17 protein-coding genes and 1 riboswitch are annotated in these 14,524 nt (G+C 57.5%); of the genes, 12 read left to right on the forward strand and 5 right to left on the reverse strand.

The window, feature by feature from the left end; all coding sequences use genetic code 11:
* Nucleotides 1-39 precede the first annotated feature (39 nt).
* Nucleotides 40-414: a hypothetical protein gene (locus AC2FNL_RS02205; RefSeq protein WP_496832086.1), complete on the forward strand. Its 375-nt coding sequence runs from the start codon at nt 40-42 to the stop codon at nt 412-414.
* A gap of 396 nt (nt 415-810) precedes the next feature.
* On the opposite strand, the gene AC2FNL_RS02210 is transcribed toward AC2FNL_RS02205, so the two are convergent.
* Nucleotides 811-1,209 (reverse strand): DUF1636 family protein, encoded by a 399-nt coding sequence (locus AC2FNL_RS02210; protein ID WP_496832087.1) that lies wholly within the window; start codon nt 1,207-1,209, stop codon nt 811-813.
* A 103-nt stretch (nt 1,210-1,312) separates the two neighbouring features.
* Nucleotides 1,313-1,520, reverse strand: a riboswitch (cobalamin riboswitch).
* 653 nt (nt 1,521-2,173) lie between these two features.
* Between AC2FNL_RS02210 and AC2FNL_RS02215 the strand changes: the two genes are divergently transcribed.
* The 9 genes from AC2FNL_RS02215 to AC2FNL_RS02255 all read left to right on the forward strand — a co-directional run bounded on the left by AC2FNL_RS02215 (nt 2,174) and on the right by AC2FNL_RS02255 (nt 7,554).
* Nucleotides 2,174-2,503 carry a hypothetical protein gene (locus AC2FNL_RS02215; protein WP_496832089.1) on the forward strand — a complete coding sequence of 110 codons (330 nt, stop codon included), beginning with the start codon at nt 2,174-2,176 and terminating at the stop codon, nt 2,501-2,503.
* A 61-nt stretch (nt 2,504-2,564) separates the two neighbouring features.
* On the forward strand, nt 2,565-2,831 hold the full coding sequence (locus AC2FNL_RS02220; RefSeq protein ID WP_170541032.1) for a hypothetical protein: 267 nt from the start codon (nt 2,565-2,567) through the stop codon (nt 2,829-2,831).
* Nucleotides 2,828-3,166: a hypothetical protein gene (locus tag AC2FNL_RS02225; protein WP_496832091.1), complete on the forward strand. Its 339-nt coding sequence runs from the start codon at nt 2,828-2,830 to the stop codon at nt 3,164-3,166. Before AC2FNL_RS02220 ends, AC2FNL_RS02225 begins: the two co-directional genes overlap by 4 nt.
* 55 nt (nt 3,167-3,221) lie before the next feature.
* Nucleotides 3,222-3,836, forward strand: coding sequence for a hypothetical protein (locus AC2FNL_RS02230; RefSeq protein WP_496832093.1), 615 nt, complete (start codon nt 3,222-3,224; stop codon nt 3,834-3,836).
* Nucleotides 3,837-3,885: 49 nt separating this feature from the next.
* The gene (locus tag AC2FNL_RS02235; RefSeq protein ID WP_093963599.1) at nt 3,886-4,191 is read left to right on the forward strand and encodes a hypothetical protein; all 306 of its coding nucleotides are present in this window, start codon (nt 3,886-3,888) and stop codon (nt 4,189-4,191) included.
* A gap of 42 nt (nt 4,192-4,233) precedes the next feature.
* A complete protein-coding gene (locus AC2FNL_RS02240; RefSeq protein WP_170359951.1) occupies nt 4,234-4,407 on the forward strand; it encodes a hypothetical protein in 174 nt (57 codons plus the stop codon).
* 118 nt (nt 4,408-4,525) lie between these two features.
* On the forward strand, nt 4,526-5,170 hold the full coding sequence (locus AC2FNL_RS02245; RefSeq protein ID WP_496832095.1) for a hypothetical protein: 645 nt from the start codon (nt 4,526-4,528) through the stop codon (nt 5,168-5,170).
* Nucleotides 5,171-5,189: 19 nt separating this feature from the next.
* Nucleotides 5,190-6,623, forward strand: coding sequence for a hypothetical protein (locus AC2FNL_RS02250; protein WP_496832097.1), 1,434 nt, complete (start codon nt 5,190-5,192; stop codon nt 6,621-6,623).
* Nucleotides 6,613-7,554, forward strand: coding sequence for a metallophosphoesterase family protein (locus tag AC2FNL_RS02255; protein ID WP_496832099.1), 942 nt, complete (start codon nt 6,613-6,615; stop codon nt 7,552-7,554). The genes AC2FNL_RS02250 and AC2FNL_RS02255 overlap by 11 nt, the downstream gene beginning before the upstream one ends.
* Here AC2FNL_RS02255 and AC2FNL_RS02260 read toward each other — a convergent pair whose 3' ends face one another.
* The gene (locus AC2FNL_RS02260; protein ID WP_496832101.1) at nt 7,555-8,313 is read right to left on the reverse strand and encodes a DUF4956 domain-containing protein; all 759 of its coding nucleotides are present in this window, start codon (nt 8,311-8,313) and stop codon (nt 7,555-7,557) included.
* A 327-nt stretch (nt 8,314-8,640) separates the two neighbouring features.
* On the opposite strand from AC2FNL_RS02260, the gene AC2FNL_RS02265 reads away from it, so the two are divergent.
* Nucleotides 8,641-9,423 carry an SdiA-regulated domain-containing protein gene (locus AC2FNL_RS02265; RefSeq protein WP_496832103.1) on the forward strand — a complete coding sequence of 261 codons (783 nt, stop codon included), beginning with the start codon at nt 8,641-8,643 and terminating at the stop codon, nt 9,421-9,423.
* Nucleotides 9,424-9,614: 191 nt separating this feature from the next.
* Here AC2FNL_RS02265 and gyrB read toward each other — a convergent pair whose 3' ends face one another.
* A complete protein-coding gene (gene gyrB / locus AC2FNL_RS02270; RefSeq protein WP_496832105.1) occupies nt 9,615-12,032 on the reverse strand; it encodes a DNA topoisomerase (ATP-hydrolyzing) subunit B in 2,418 nt (805 codons plus the stop codon).
* 125 nt (nt 12,033-12,157) lie between these two features.
* Complete coding sequence (locus tag AC2FNL_RS02275) at nt 12,158-12,730, reverse strand: TetR/AcrR family transcriptional regulator (protein ID WP_496832107.1); 573 nt, start codon at nt 12,728-12,730, stop codon at nt 12,158-12,160.
* Between the two features lie 97 nt (nt 12,731-12,827).
* Here AC2FNL_RS02275 and AC2FNL_RS02280 point away from each other — a divergent pair, with 97 nt between their 5' ends.
* Nucleotides 12,828-13,394, forward strand: coding sequence for a carboxymuconolactone decarboxylase family protein (locus AC2FNL_RS02280; protein WP_496832109.1), 567 nt, complete (start codon nt 12,828-12,830; stop codon nt 13,392-13,394).
* A gap of 5 nt (nt 13,395-13,399) precedes the next feature.
* On the opposite strand, the gene recF is transcribed toward AC2FNL_RS02280, so the two are convergent.
* Complete coding sequence (recF, locus tag AC2FNL_RS02285; RefSeq protein WP_496832111.1) at nt 13,400-14,500, reverse strand: DNA replication/repair protein RecF; 1,101 nt, start codon at nt 14,498-14,500, stop codon at nt 13,400-13,402.
* Nucleotides 14,501-14,524: the final 24 nt, after the last annotated feature.

Genomic DNA, 14,524 nt, shown 5'->3' on the forward strand with positions numbered 1-14,524 from the left:
GAAGCATAGACGCGGAGGTTCGGAAAAATGTTTCCTAAGATGGGCAAGACTTTTCCAGATGACGACGAACGAAAGGTCGATCGATTAAAATACCAAATGGCAATTGCAGCGGCGCTGAAGCATGAGCTCGGCGGATCTCATCGGGCGATCAAGATCGTGATGCGCTGGACGGGTGTCTCGGAGCGAACGGCCAAGAACTGGCTCGCAGGCTCCCACGGTCCGGCTGGAGAGCATCTGGTCGAGCTCATGCGGAATTCGAACGAGGTGTTGGCTGCGGTGCTTGTGTTGTCCGGGCGAGGCGAGTTGAAGATTGGGGCGGGACTTCACGAAACTCGCGAGGCCCTTCTTCAGGTGCTCAATGTCTTGGACGGCCTTCTCGGAACTTCCGAGGCAGGGGCGGGTGAAAGCGAGTAGGCGGTGTTTCGCGCCAGGTGCGCGGCACTCCTGAGTAGAGTGACGTTCAGTTCGAAGTCGCTTCGCTCGATCAAAACCGAGAAAATTCAAAAAGTTAGAAAATCGCCCGGAGTTCGCAGGGTGTTCCCGTGTGCCGCCATTTTAGTAGAGACTGGTTCGCATTGGTCTCCCAGCACCGCCATTACCCATTGATATGGCTAAAATAGTGAAGGGCTTGCTTTCAAGTTCTACACTTTTGCTGCGCGCCTTCGCCGGTGCTCCGCCAGCTTCAAGCACCGTTTGGCAGATGAGCTGCTCTTGCCGGGCGGTGACATCGAACGTCTCAGAGACCAGCCTGTCACTCAGCACTGTCTGGGGTGGGCCAGGTGACGGCATCCACCGACAGCAAAGGCGCGCTCATGAGGCGCAATCCGCATCTTCCGAAGACGCAGCCATCGCGGCTGGAATGCGGGCCAGTGTTGCGTGGCGAAGCCCGGCCGGGCAGTCGACCGAGTTGCACCATCCATCGCGCAACTGCTGGTACAGCCGGGCGAATTCCACCAATGCCCCGGTCTCTTCAGACGTCAGGCCGCCAAACAGGTAATATGCCTTGCCCGGCGCGTGATAGGCGACGGTACAGGGCCGGTTGCACCCGGCCATGCAGGCGGCACCGGAAACGTCAAAACCTGTCAAACCGTCGTCTTCGGCCAGCGCGGCGCGCAATCGTCCGATCAGGTCAGGTCCGGGGCGTACGGCTGCACCCTTGGGTCGGCAAGATAGGCAAACCGCGATGTGATGTGTTGATTGTCGGTTCATTTCGCCCTCCGCGAAATCGCGGGCCGGACAGGGAACCAGTCATGTCAGCGGCGTAAGCCGAAAATGCCATCTTGGCCTCCTTCCGGGACACCCCGCCCGGGTTGAGTTGCGTTTGATGATGGCAGGTCTCCTGACTCGCGGTGTATGGCTTGCCCCGCCTTCCCAGACCTATCGGCCCAGTGGCATCCGGGGGTCGCACACCGCCCACAGTTGCGGGGGCAGTCACGGAATTGGCGTCAGAACGGCGCCGCACCGTATTCCCTTTTACCCGACCGCCAAAACGATCGGGAACCATCAGCGCCAATCTCATCAATGAATCGGGCTGCACTGTCAACGACGTTCTGAGCGGCTGCGTGATCGAGGAATCCAAGCGCCCGTTCAGCACCAGCTGAGCGATAGGCCGTGCAGCGAACTACGGTGTTTCAACCAAGTGGATTCGGATAGCCCGGAAGGTCCGGAGACACAGCGGCGCAAGCGGGTAGATGGCAAAACCTCTGTGAGCGGCCTCGCCTTTTCCCTTTGAATGCAGAATCCTATCTTCGGCAAACGTACGAAAATTTACGCGCGGAAAAATCATTGATTTATCCTGTAATTGATTCAAACATACGAATTCGACACAACTTTAGCTTTACCTCCGTTGTTGTCGCTGTCGCCCGTTTCGTCGGGCCCTTCCGACTGCTGGAGTGAGTGCTGGCGGTCGGAAGGCATTTCACGAAGATCAGCGTTGGGAGGACGCGGTGCCCGGACTTAACGTACGATCCCTCCCTCGAAAGTTCGCACCGGCTTTTGCCCATGACGTCATTGCGTCAGCACGCTTTGTTCACGGTCCCGGGGATCAGCAGAAATCCTGTCTGCCAGCCACGTCATTGGCGACAGACTTTTTTGGAACGGGAATTACCAGACCGGGGTATGCTCGAATGACTGCATAGACGTAAGCGCGCGAAAAAGAGGCCACATATTCCACATGTATCGACAAACCCAAAAGGAGAAGAAAGTGATTAACAAAGTCATGATGATTTCAGGCGCGACGTGTTTCGCACTACTAGCGGCCTGCGACGATACGAGCACGTCAAGTGCATCCGCCGAACTGACGCCCGCTCAACAGGCGTGTCTGCGAGACGTGGCCAAAACAACCAACAATTCGCAAGTGGTCGTGCTCTCATCCGCGTTCAGCGAGGCTGGAACACAAGTCACCGTTGGGGTTGGAGAGGATCGGGCTCCGTGGAATTGTATTGCCTACAGTGATGGCGCGACAGCCGGTATTGAGTTCCTGGGCGACGAAGGCGCGTTGTGACCGGTTTGATGCGTAGCCGAAATCGGCTGCGCAGCGCTGGCTTGATACTCTGAGGTCCGGCATGGTCTGCAGAATAACCATCATCGCGTTTGCGACCCTTTACCTGTTGGCGTTGTTTGCGTTCCTGACCGGTACCTTTGGCTGGTTCGGACAGGAACGAGACCCGTTGTCCGGCGTGTTCCTTTTGCCGCTGGGACTGCCCTGGGTACTTGCCGTGGACCTTTTCTCAGAGGCCGCCAAACCGTGGCTCGCGGCGATTGCACCGGTGCTCAACCTGCTGGCACTGGTTTTGATATGCAGATGGGCACGCGGTTTGCGCCAGAAATGAAGGCGGAACTCTTTCCCGCAAAATTGGAGGAAAACATGGGAAAAGTGATCTTGGGGCTTGTGATCGGGCTCATCCTCGGCGTGGTTGGAGCGATGACCTTGGGCGGCGGGGCCGCGATGGGTGTCGGCGTTGCGACAGGCTTGTCCGCCGGTGTGTGCACCACATTGAAGGGAGCCCAGGCCGAGAACCTGATCACCGCCGAGCAAGCAGATCAGATCCTCAATCGCGTGAATTTCGAAATGGCGTCATTGCAAGGAATTGAAACGACGGACGAGATCGTCGGCAGCGCACAGGCATGCGACGAGTTTCTGGCAGAGTTGCGGGAAGCGCAGTGAGGTTTCTGCTCACCGGAAACATAACATTTACGATAGACCGACAGAGGACCTGCTTATGAAACGCAGTTTTTTGAACCTTCTAACTCCCGCCCTTGCGATCAGCGGAACAGCCGCCCTGGCCATGTCAGACGCCGACGACGCGTGTATCGACCATCTGCGGCAGGTCGGTGGACCGGACGGTCAATCCGGCACGATCGAAAGCTCACAGTTCTCGGAAGCCGGCACGCTCGTCATGCTGCGTGACGCCGGCGGAACACTTTGGCGCTGCATTGCGTACAAGGATGGAAGCATTGGCGAGATGTCGGTTGTCGAGGCGATGGATGATGGTGGCGGAGCCATGGACGGCGCTTCCGGGTCTACAGGTAGCCAGCGCGTCAAATTCGATGCCGGGTCCACCGGCGCCGAGCTCGTCGGCCAACTCGCGCCAGGCGCATCGCAGCAATACGTTCTTGGCGCGAAAAACGAACAGTTTCTTTACGTCCGAGTTGCTCCGCAAAATGGCTCTTTGGACTACGTCATTCGCAACCCCGATGGGTCTGAATTGTTGGGATTGATGTCTGCGGACAAGGAGTATCGCGGACAGCTTTGGCAATCCGGAGATCATGTTGTCGAGGTCATCAACCGCAGCAACTCTGCCGTCGACTACAACGTCATTTTTGGAATTGAATAGGGGATCGCCCCGAAACCATGAAACGCATTTCCAAAAAATAGGAAAGCAGATGAACTCCAAGATCCTATTGGTGATCGGCGCGGTCAGTGTCTCTGTGCTTGCAGGATGCGGTGAAAGTGGCGGATCAGTGGAAGCAAGTGCACCAACCGTGGGCAGTTCCAGCGATCTGTCGTCATTTGAAGGCGCAAGAGCGGGTCAGGCTGAAATGGGCATTCAAAGTCTCGGGTTTGAACTCATCCGAAGCGAAGGGCTGACCTCGTACTGGTTCAACAAGGAGACCGGTGCCTGTGCTCGGATCACGACATCTGAGGGAAGATACTCGGACGTAGCGATGCTGCCGTCAGGTGACTGCTGACACGCATTCATCAATCCCAAATCTTCAAAAAGGAGCTTCAACTTGCATTTCGACCTGGCACATGCGGCGATAACCGTTGTCGCCTTGATCATCACCAACCTGGCCTTGAAATCGGCCGGCGTGATCAACGAAGAAAACAAACACCAATGGAACTGGAAAGTTGTTCTGGCCTACTTTGTGGTGGTCTTTATCATCAATCTGGTGTGGCCGATCTAAGGCTTCAGGGCGGCAAGCCAACCGCCGATCTGACCTGGTTACCGTGAACGCGCCTCTTGGCGGGACTGCCGGCAGGAAAAGCGTGAGCATCGCTGGCTGAAAACAGAAAGGAATACGCATGCGGTTTTTGACGTCCCTCATATTCATCGGTGTTCTGGCAACCGCGGCGAATTCTGACGTCACCAGTCGAAACGGTGGCCCAAGCAACAGACAGATGCTTTCTAAGGGCAGCGACGGAGGCGTCGATGGCATCGCTTTCTTTCGCCCAGTCCTAAGCGGCGTTTTGTATCGCTCTGGCTTCAAGGGCGGCGACAAGGGCAGAACGGGCTTGAGTGACGCTCAGCGCGAAACACTTTGCGATGAAGGGTTTTCAACTGGGTTTTACGCGGATTTCGGCAAGAACACCGAATACGGCCGCACCAGCTGTGGGAACGGAGCCTTTGACTATCAGAGCGCCAGATCGTCCCGACCTAGCACTGTCATGGCCACCATACACGAGGTGATTGAGAATCCTGGAAAGGGTCCTGTCCTGGTGCACTGTATGTGGGGCGTTCATTCCTCAGGCGCGTTGTCGGCAATGGCACTTGTTCAGTTTTGCGGTTGGACGGAAGAAAGGGCCAAGGAATATTGGAATGATGCCCGAAACGGGGCCCCATGTTCGGGCGGGTGTGACCAGTGGATTGACTCCAAATTCTCCAACTTCAGTGTCGACCCCAGTTTGAAGATCTCCGCCGAACAACAGGCCGCGATTTGCCCCAAATGATATCGGGAGGACTATCTAAATGAGGTTCAATCTTCTGGGGTCACTGGCTTTAATTGCACCCACTGCCTTGTGGGCGAGCGACGATGTTCGTGGAGAAGCCACGACATTTGATAGTCCCAATGGTGTTACGGAACGCTGCATTCGGATCGAAAAAGTCCCAACGGGCGCGTATCAAAAACGCGATCTTGAGGAAGAGACAGCCTATTGCGAGATTGATTTCTATGCCCCCGAAATTGCCATTTGCCCCAAAACCTGGAGCACCAGCCCAGGAATGGCCGTCTACGATATTTCGGAAGGACCCTACGTGGGGAACCGTTCCGAGTTTGAGAGAAACGCTTGCAAAGAGGGCAAGTCGGCAAAAGAACTGGCCAAGGGCAGAGTGGCCAAATTCAAATCCACCATGAACCAAAAGGGTACAAGCGGAACGTTTTCCACCTCGTCGCTGCTCTACTACCATTTCTCCAGGTATTTCGACGCGACGGTGAAAATTCCGGTGGCGGTCTGGCGCAGCATGGACGCTCAGGCGCATCTTACCGAGGTTGCAGAGCCCGGCCTTGCGATTTCCGGTGGATCTCATGGCGGGCGCATGAACCATGAAGGCTGGCGGGTCTTCGTGGCTGCGGATGCCAACCCGAACTCATACCAACCGACGGATGATCTGTTCACCGCAGATCGAACGCAGATTTACGGTGTCCTGCTTGATAGCCCGGGTCATCGCTACGGCTCGGAAATCAACGGCACCCGTAAATCCGGTTGGGGCAAAGGCCAAAATCGCGATTTTCAGGAAACACCCGCTTTCCTGGCCTTGCGGTCGTCAAAACCCTTGCCCGAGGCCATTGCAGAGGGCGTCAGGGAAGGCCGAAAGGATCGGCAGATCAACAAGGACCTCGGGCCCGATGTCAGCGACCAACAGATGGCATTCTGGATGCAGGAGCTTACCGAGATTGTTCTGCTCGACTTCATTTTCAGTCAGCAGGACCGTGTGGGAAACATTGATTTCACGCCCTACTGGTATTGGGTCGAGGACGGAAAACTCAAACACAAGAAAACGAAGCACCATCAGCCAAATGATGGAGACGTTCCCGCCGACGCAATATTGATCCGTCGCAGCAATCTGAACGACAACGATGCCGGTGGGCGCGTCGAATATGCCAACTTTGCAAAATCCACTCAGATGCTGGAGAAAATGAGGCATTTCTCTCCAAACACGTACCGGCGCCTGGTTACGTTGAACAGCGACCTTCAAACGCAAGGTCCGGTTTACGGCTGGTTGTCACAAAGCTTTGGGCTGTCGGACCGTCAGATTGCGCAGGTCGTCAAAAACACCGCGCTGGCAACATCCATCCTCAAGAGCAATTGTACCAATGGCGATCTGGTGTTTGACTTGGACCCTGTCGCATTCTTTTTGAACAATAATACCGAGGCGGAGGGCCTGGACTGCAATGATCCGTAAGCGTTCGATCACTGTCGCGGCGTTCGTTTGGACGGTCGTGCTCGCCTGCAAAGCGGCCGCTTTGGATGTGATCGTCATATCGGATCTGAACGGCAGCTATGGCTCGGTCAAATATGATGCCCGCATCGAAAAGGCGATCAAGCGGATAATCGAGATTGATCCCGATCTGGTGATTTCGACCGGCGATATGGTCGCTGGACAACGCATCCCCAACCTTTCAGACAAACAGGTCAGAGAGATGTGGAAAGCGTTTCACAGGGCGGTGTCAGACCCGCTGGAGGCTGCCGGAATTCCATTTGCGGTCACGCCAGGAAACCATGATGCCTCGGCCTATCGCGGGTTCGAGCGCGAGAGAAAAATATATGCCGAGGAATGGGACCCCAGAAAGCCAGAAGTCAACTTCCTGATGTCGGATGACTATCCGTTCTTCTACGCGTTTGAAATGCAGGGTGTAACCTTTGCGTCTTTGGATGCCACGACCCTTGGGCCACTATCCGGGGATCAGCAGGACGAACTTGAGCAACTTGGGGCAAATGGAGACCCGATTGTCACTTTCAGCCACCTCCCGCTGTGGCCTTTCGCGATCCAGCGCGAACGCGAAATCATAGGCGACCCGACGCTTGAAAAAATCTATCTGCAAAGCGGTGTCGTTCTGCATCTGTCTGGCCACCATCATGCTTTTTACCCAGGCTGGAAAGATGGCGTGGCCTATGTTTCGCAAGCTTGCTTGGGCGGTGGCCCGCGGCGGCTAATCGGTGATCGCGCCAGATCACCTCACAGTTTCACACATGTCACCTTCCAGCCGAACGGAGAGTTTGGGATAGCAGTATATCGAGGGCCGGATTTCGAAAGGTCGGTCGACTTCAAGTCGCTCCCGAAAGAGATCAAATCCCCGAATGCGGTGTTGAAACGTTTAGACCTTGTGAAGTGACTAGAGGCTGAGTTTCAACTCAACTTTTTCAGGGACCAAATCGTTTATCATCTCTTCGATGCGGGCTTCGGAAAGCCCACCCGAAGTAATGAAAAGCAATGAAATTCGGGATTTGCCGGGAACATGGTGTTTTCTGATCAGCTTCCAGCCGGCGTCTGCGGCCATTGCTTCAATGGCGCTGCTGACGTTCAATGAGTGCTCCTCGTCCGAAGCCTTAAGCGATATTTCAACGCCCTTGTTTCGCCCTCCGAGCCAAATGAAACACCAACAGACAACCGCCACCAGTGTGGCCATCAGCGGCAGGCCCAATCCGACAGCAAGCCCAAGAACGGTTACGACGATCAATTCGACAGTGTCTATCGGATCATCCAAATTGGAGCGAAATCTGAGCAATGCGCCGATGCCGAAGATAACGAACCCGATCATTGACCCGTGCTGGACGACAAGGAACCCCACCGCCATGCCGATCAGCGCATACAGGAAGAAGAGCCTGGGCATTACTATGTCGCCGACACTTCTACGGGCTTTGCGCCGCACCGGATGAAAGACGATCAAGCCGGCCAGAATGATCGTGACCAGCACATCAAGAGAAAAGAAATACAGTTCCTGTTTGCCGCGAAACTGGATCCATCTGCGTTCGATCAGAATTTCCGATTCCGATGCCCCGGCAAGCATCGTTGCCGGGTCGATTTGCGACATCGCCGCAGCGGGCAACAGCAGCATCAACAACACAGTCACAAACGGGAAAATCGTATTCAACTCATCGTCCTTCCTGCTTGTGCCCAGACAGTACACGTCATCACGCGCAAATCGCGCCCCTTACAAGTCAATCCCAACAAGGAGGATCAGGTAAAGAGTTCAAAGCGCATTCTTCCGACATCGCAGACAAGTTGTGATACGAATGCGATAAAGAAGTGTGTTCCACACACGAGAAAACCGAAGGGCAGAAAGCACGTGTATCCGTCAAAACCTGAAGTTTCACGGCGCTTGTGCAAATTTGGAAGATCCGCTCTTGCAGCCAGCTTACTAGCGGCAGCGTTTTTGCCTTGGACCGGAGCTGCCTTTGCAAAAAGTGCTGATCTGATTTTGGTCGACAGATTCAAGGTGGCGGACAAATCAGGGGGGTTTTCAGAACCTTCCGGTTTGTCGCTGTCCAACGCTGAAGGCTTCCTGTGGTCTGTAAGCGACGCTGAGCCCAAACTGCACCTCCTTGGAATCGACGGAGTATTGGGAAACTCCTTCCAGTTGCCGTCTTTGGCCGGATCAGATTTGGAGGGCGTCGCGTCGCGAAGAGATGGGTCGGTTTTGCTCCTTCAGGAAACCGATCGATCAATATTGGTCGTTCAACCAACCGACCCTATCCAACTGACAAGGGTCCCACTTGCCTCCCTCAAGGGGTACCCGGCCGCTGCCGAACTGCTTGTCGGCAACCCACTGAACAAGGGGCCTGAGGGCATCACCGTCGATCCGGACACTGGGCGAGTATTCGTTGTCATTGAAGGACAACCGCGTCTGTTGCTGGTCGTGTCACCGGACCTGACTGAAATTGAGGAAGTCATCCCTTTGGATCGTGGATCTGGTTTTGTATCGGATCGCGTGAATGACGATGAACTGGATGTAAGCGGTTTGGCTTGGTCCATGTCAGGCGTGCTGTGGATTCTCAGCGACAAGGGACGCCAGATCTTTTTGTACGATCCAGAGACGAGAAAAACTGATACGATCGAACTGACGTATATGAAAAATGGAGATCGAAAAGCCGTGAAGCATCCCGAAGGAATTGCCTTGGATGAGGCCAAAGGGCTTCTCTACATCCTCACAGACGATGGCGAGAAGTCGCGCCTGTACGTTTTCAATATCCCTGAGTTTTGATCGCTATTGTACGGAACTCACACCGAAGGGATGACTTAGCCAAGCAAGCCCGCATTGGGTCCAACTTCCTTGATCCGCACCACTCAGAACCGCTCGTTCCGGTCCGCTCCCAGGCCACGTTCTTGGCCATAGGAGCGTACCGAGTAAAAAACTGCCGTCAGTTTGGCCAGTTCAGTCATCTTGCGAAGCGACTAGAAATCCAGGTTTTCCACGCTCAGCGCGTTTTTCTGGATGAACTCACGGCGCGGCTCGACCACGTCGCCCATCAGCTTGGTGAACAAGTCATCGGCCTCGACCATGTCATCGACACGCACCTGCAGCAGTGTCCGCGCATCCGGATCCAGCGTAGTTTCCCACAACTGATCGGGGTTCATCTCGCCCAAGCCCTTGTAGCGCTGGAGCGACAGGCCTTTTTCGCCCTCTTCCAAAATGGCGCGCAGCAGATCCAGCGGGCCGTGAATGACCTGCGACCGGTCGCGGCGGACCAATGTGGCCGGCAGGTTGTAGACGTCCTGCAGGCTCTGGGTAAAGCTGCCTGTCTTGCGTGCCTCGCCGGAACGCAACATCGGACCGTCCAGCGTGCGGACTTCCTCGACGCCGCGCAGGATGCGCGCCAGTCGGATACCGTGATCCTGAGTGATCCGGCCCTGCCAGCCGCGCTCGTATTCCAGCGCAATCAGGTCCAGCCGCGCCGCGACCTTGTCGGCCACACCCTGCAGGTCGGCATCCACCGCCCCGGGCACAAAGGCCCCGGCAACGGCGGCCTGTTCCAAGATGTGACGCGGGTAATGCGTCGGGAAGGCGTCCAATACGCGCTTGAGTTGGCGCGCCTCGTCCACCACACGGGTCAAATCCTGACCCACGATCTCTTCACCCGAGCCCAACTTGAGCACGGCGCCCTCGACACCCTGGTTGATCAGATAGTCATCAAGCGCTGCCTGATCCTTCAGGTAAACCTCTGACTTTCCTCGTGAAACCTTATACAGTGGCGGCTGCGCGATGTAGAGATATCCACCCTCGATCAACTCGGGCATCTGACGGTAGAAGAACGTCAGCAACAGGGTCCGGATATGTGCGCCGTCCACGTCGGCATCGGTCATGATGACGATCTTGTGGTAGCGCAGCTTCGAGATGTCGAACTCATCCCGGCCGATACCGGTGCCAAGCGCCATCACAAGGTTGCCGATTTCCTGGCTGGACAGCATCCGGTCAAAGCGCGCACGCTCGACGTTCAGAATCTTGCCGCGCAAAGGCAGAACCGCCTGCGTCAGACGATCGCGACCGGTCTGCGCCGATCCGCCGGCCGAGTCCCCCTCGACCAGGAAAACTTCGCTTTTGGCCGGGTCCTTCTCGGAGCAATCCTTGAGCTTGCCGGCCAGATAGTTGACGTCCATCGCCGTCTTGCGTCGGGTCAGTTCGCGGGCCTTCCTCGCCGCTTCGCGCGCCAAGGCGGCCTCGATGATCTTGCCCACGATGGTCTTGGCCTCGTTGGGGTTCTCCTCGAACCACTCGGCCAGCTTCTCGTTCATCAACCCTTCGACAGCCGGTCGCACTTCCGAGCTGACCAGCTTGTCCTTGGTCTGGCTGGAAAACTTCGGGTCAGGGACCTTGACCGACAGCACGCAGGTCAGGCCTTCGCGGGCATCATCGCCGGTGAAGCTGACCTTTTCCCTTTTCGCGATCCCGCTGGACTGCGCGTAGTTGTTGATCGTGCGGGTCAGCGCTCCACGGAAGCCAGCGACATGCGTGCCGCCATCCCGCTGGGGGATGTTGTTGGTAAATGGAAGGACGGTTTCGTGATAGCTGTCGTTCCACCACATCGCGATCTCGACCCCGATATCGTCGCGCTCGCCCTTGAAATAAATGGGCTCAGGCATGGCCGGAGTTTTCGACCGGTCGAGGTATTTCACGAATTCCTTGACGCCGCCCTCGTAGAACAGTTCGGTCTCAAGCCGCTCGGCCGGACGCTCGTCAATCAGGATGATCCGCACGCCCGAGTTCAGGAAGGCCAGTTCGCGCAACCGCTTCTCCAGCGTCTCAAACGCATACTCAAGGTTCGAGAACGTATTGGTCGAAGCCAGGAACCGCACCTCGGTTCCGGTCCGGTCGCCGCATTCGCCGACCACTTTCAGATGCTCCGAGGTTTCGCCGCCTTCAAACCGGGCGAAATGCTCTTTGCCGTTCCGCCAGATGCGCAGCTCCAGCCAATCGGACAGGGCGTTCACCACCGACACACCCACGCCGTGCAGGCCGCCCGACACCTTGTACGAGTTCGAGTCGAATTTCCCGCCGGCGTGCAGTTGGGTCATGATGACCTCGGCCGCCGAGACACCTTCTTCGGGGTGGATGTCCACCGGAATCCCGCGGCCATTGTCGCTGACCGAGACGCTGGAATCTGCGTGAATCTTGACAGTCACATGGTCGGCGTGACCGGCCAGAGCCTCGTCAATGCCGTTGTCCACGACCTCGTACACCATGTGGTGCAGACCGGACCCGTCGTCGGTGTCGCCGATATACATTCCGGGGCGTTTGCGGACAGCCTCCAACCCCTTGAGAACCTTGATGGAATCTGCGCCGTATTCCTGATTTGCCTGTGCGTCTTCGGACATGCCGTCAGTACCTATATTATTTTGGTAAGTTATACGTTCTCTGGTGGGGAATGTCACGTCATCCCCCCAGATTTTGTGCCGGTTCTTTCGGGCGCGGGCCGAGCGGCTCGGCCGACCTCAGACGGTCACAATCTATCCAGATCGGCGGCGATATCAGCGGCGATTTGGCAGGCATCGACATCGCCGCGCTCGGCCGACAGGCGCAGGCCCAACAAGTCGGACTGGTAACGCGCCGCCAGCCGTTCGGGATCATGGTCGGCACCGATCTGCCCCCGCGCCTGCGCCTGCCGGAACAGATCGGCGAAACAGGTTTTCATTCGCAACAGATGGGTCGCGGCCAGTTGCGCCAGATCGTGGTCCTTTGCGCTCAACTCAGCATAGGTCTTGGCCAACATGCAGGCCTTTGCGGGCGCGTTGGCAGCCTCGACAACCAAACGCGGCTGGGTCTTGAGCGCACCCAGCGGCCCCGACTCCCGGGCCAGAGCCTCAATTCGCGCGACACCTTCATCCGCATAGCGTTCCAGCGTCAGGGCATACAAGGCGTCCTTGGACCCGAAGGCGGCGTAAAAGCTGCCTGGCTTCAACTTCAGCGCACGCTCGAGATCCTTCAGGGACGTGCCCGCCCAGCCCTGACGCCAGAACAGGTCTCGGGCCTGCGCGATCAGCGCGTCACGGTCATAGGCAGGTTTGCGGGGCATGTGATCACCAATTCTTGAACGATTGCTCAAATATATACTTGAGTGATCACTCAATAAAGCCTATTTCGGACTCAGCCGCCAGAAAAGGAGACCCAAAATGGCCGATTTTCCCTCGCATGACCTGAACACCGCCCCTGAAGGCTCGAAACCCCTGCTCGAGAAATCGCAGGCCGCGTTCGGCCGCCTGCCGGGCCTGCACAAGGTCATGGCCGAAAGCCCTCAGCACCTGGAGGCCTACCAGGTTCTGCACCACCTGTTCCTGCAGACCGATTTCGACAATGACGAGAAAACCGTCGTCTGGCAGACCATCAACGTGGAAAACGAATGCCACTATTGCGTTCCGGCCCATACCGGCATCGCCAAGATGATGAAGGTGTCGGACGAGATCACCGAAGCGCTGCGCAATGAAACCCCGCTGCCCTCGCCCAAGCTCGAGGCGCTGCGGACGTTCACGCTTCAGGTGATGAACCAACGCGGCAACGTGACCGACGCGCAGTTGCAGGCGTTCTTCGATGCGGGTTATTCGCACCGCGCTGTTCTGGACGTGATCCTGGGCCTGGCGCAGAAAACTATGTCGAACTACGTCAACCACATGGCCCGGACACCGGTGGACGAAGTGATGCGTCCGTTCCTGTGGGAACGCAAGGTCGGCGAGCCGGCCTGATCCGGTCAGGCGGGGGTGACGGTCGAGCCGTCACCCGCGTCATTGACCACGAAAGACTGCACCCGATCGCCCAGTTCGGTAAACAGCTCGGGGCCTGTTCCGGTCATCCAGGCCTGCGCCCCCAGCGCGCAGATTTCATCATACAGCGCCGCCCGGCGGTCTGCGTCCAGATGGGCCGCCACCTCGTCCAGCAACAGGATCGGCGGCGCCCCGACCTGCGCGGCCAGCGCCCGCGCATTGGACAGAATCAGCGACACCAGAAGCGCCTTCTGCTCTCCGGTCGAACACTCACTGGCCGCAACGCCTTTGGCCGCATAGACCCCGTGCAGATCCGACCGGTGCGGCCCCACCAATGTGCGCCCCGCCGACAGGTCGCGGAACCGGCTTTCGGCCAACGCCTCCAACAGATCCTGCGCGCTTTCGGGCATGTCCCCTTCGGACTGAACAAGTTCCAGTTCCGCCGAGGGAAAGGCGGTCTCGGCCTGTTCCTGCGCTGCGCGCAACTGCGCCAGAGCCTTGAGCCGCGCAGCGTGGATGCGATGCCCGGTTTCGGCCATCTGTGCCTCGAGCGCCGCGTACCAATGCACGTCACGCACCTGCTCTTTCAGCAGGCGGTTCCGTTCGCGCATGGCCTTTTCATAGGTCAACGCGGCCTCTGCGTGGCTTGGGTCGAAACTCAGCGTCACCCGGTCCAGAAAGCGCCGCCGGCCTTCGGCGCCTTCGATCCAAAGCCGGTCCATCGCGGGCATCAGCCAGACGACCCGCGACAGCTTGCCCAGATCGATCTGGCTGGCTGCCTTTCCGTCGATCCGAACCTGCCGCGCCGCACCTCCCTCCGACCAGGTTTCAATCTCGGACCGGCGGCCCTGAACGTCCAGCAGACCGCTCAGCTTCCAGCCCAGCGCCTCGGGCCGGCGCGTCATCTCGGCGGCACTGGCCCGGCGCATGCCGCGGCCGGGCGAAAACAGGGATACTGCTTCGAGGATATTGGTCTTGCCGGCCCCGTTCGGCCCGTACAGAGCCACCGGCCGCCCGTCCAGCGCCAATCGCGCCAGCTTGTGCGACCGAAAATGCGAGACCGTCAATTCGGTCAGGGCCAAAGCCATGACCCCTCCCTTCATCCTTGCACA

The sequence above is a fragment of the Ruegeria sp. CRTD044 genome (assembly GCF_059613485.1).

Coding starts and splice junctions, on each gene's coding strand:
- AC2FNL_RS02275 (WP_496832107.1), bottom strand. CDS start 12,730: ATGCCCCGCAAACCTGCCTATGACCGTGACGCGCTGATCGCGCAGGCC.
- AC2FNL_RS02230 (WP_496832093.1), top strand. CDS start 3,222: ATGAAACGCAGTTTTTTGAACCTTCTAACTCCCGCCCTTGCGATCAGC.
- recF (WP_496832111.1), bottom strand. CDS start 14,500: ATGGCTTTGGCCCTGACCGAATTGACGGTCTCGCATTTTCGGTCGCAC.
- gyrB (WP_496832105.1), bottom strand. CDS start 12,032: ATGTCCGAAGACGCACAGGCAAATCAGGAATACGGCGCAGATTCCATC.
- AC2FNL_RS02220 (WP_170541032.1), top strand. CDS start 2,565: ATGGTCTGCAGAATAACCATCATCGCGTTTGCGACCCTTTACCTGTTG.
- AC2FNL_RS02250 (WP_496832097.1), top strand. CDS start 5,190: ATGAGGTTCAATCTTCTGGGGTCACTGGCTTTAATTGCACCCACTGCC.
- AC2FNL_RS02205 (WP_496832086.1), top strand. CDS start 40: ATGGGCAAGACTTTTCCAGATGACGACGAACGAAAGGTCGATCGATTA.
- AC2FNL_RS02255 (WP_496832099.1), top strand. CDS start 6,613: ATGATCCGTAAGCGTTCGATCACTGTCGCGGCGTTCGTTTGGACGGTC.
- AC2FNL_RS02215 (WP_496832089.1), top strand. CDS start 2,174: ATGTATCGACAAACCCAAAAGGAGAAGAAAGTGATTAACAAAGTCATG.
- AC2FNL_RS02210 (WP_496832087.1), bottom strand. CDS start 1,209: ATGAACCGACAATCAACACATCACATCGCGGTTTGCCTATCTTGCCGA.
- AC2FNL_RS02245 (WP_496832095.1), top strand. CDS start 4,526: ATGCGGTTTTTGACGTCCCTCATATTCATCGGTGTTCTGGCAACCGCG.
- AC2FNL_RS02235 (WP_093963599.1), top strand. CDS start 3,886: ATGAACTCCAAGATCCTATTGGTGATCGGCGCGGTCAGTGTCTCTGTG.
- AC2FNL_RS02280 (WP_496832109.1), top strand. CDS start 12,828: ATGGCCGATTTTCCCTCGCATGACCTGAACACCGCCCCTGAAGGCTCG.
- AC2FNL_RS02225 (WP_496832091.1), top strand. CDS start 2,828: ATGAAGGCGGAACTCTTTCCCGCAAAATTGGAGGAAAACATGGGAAAA.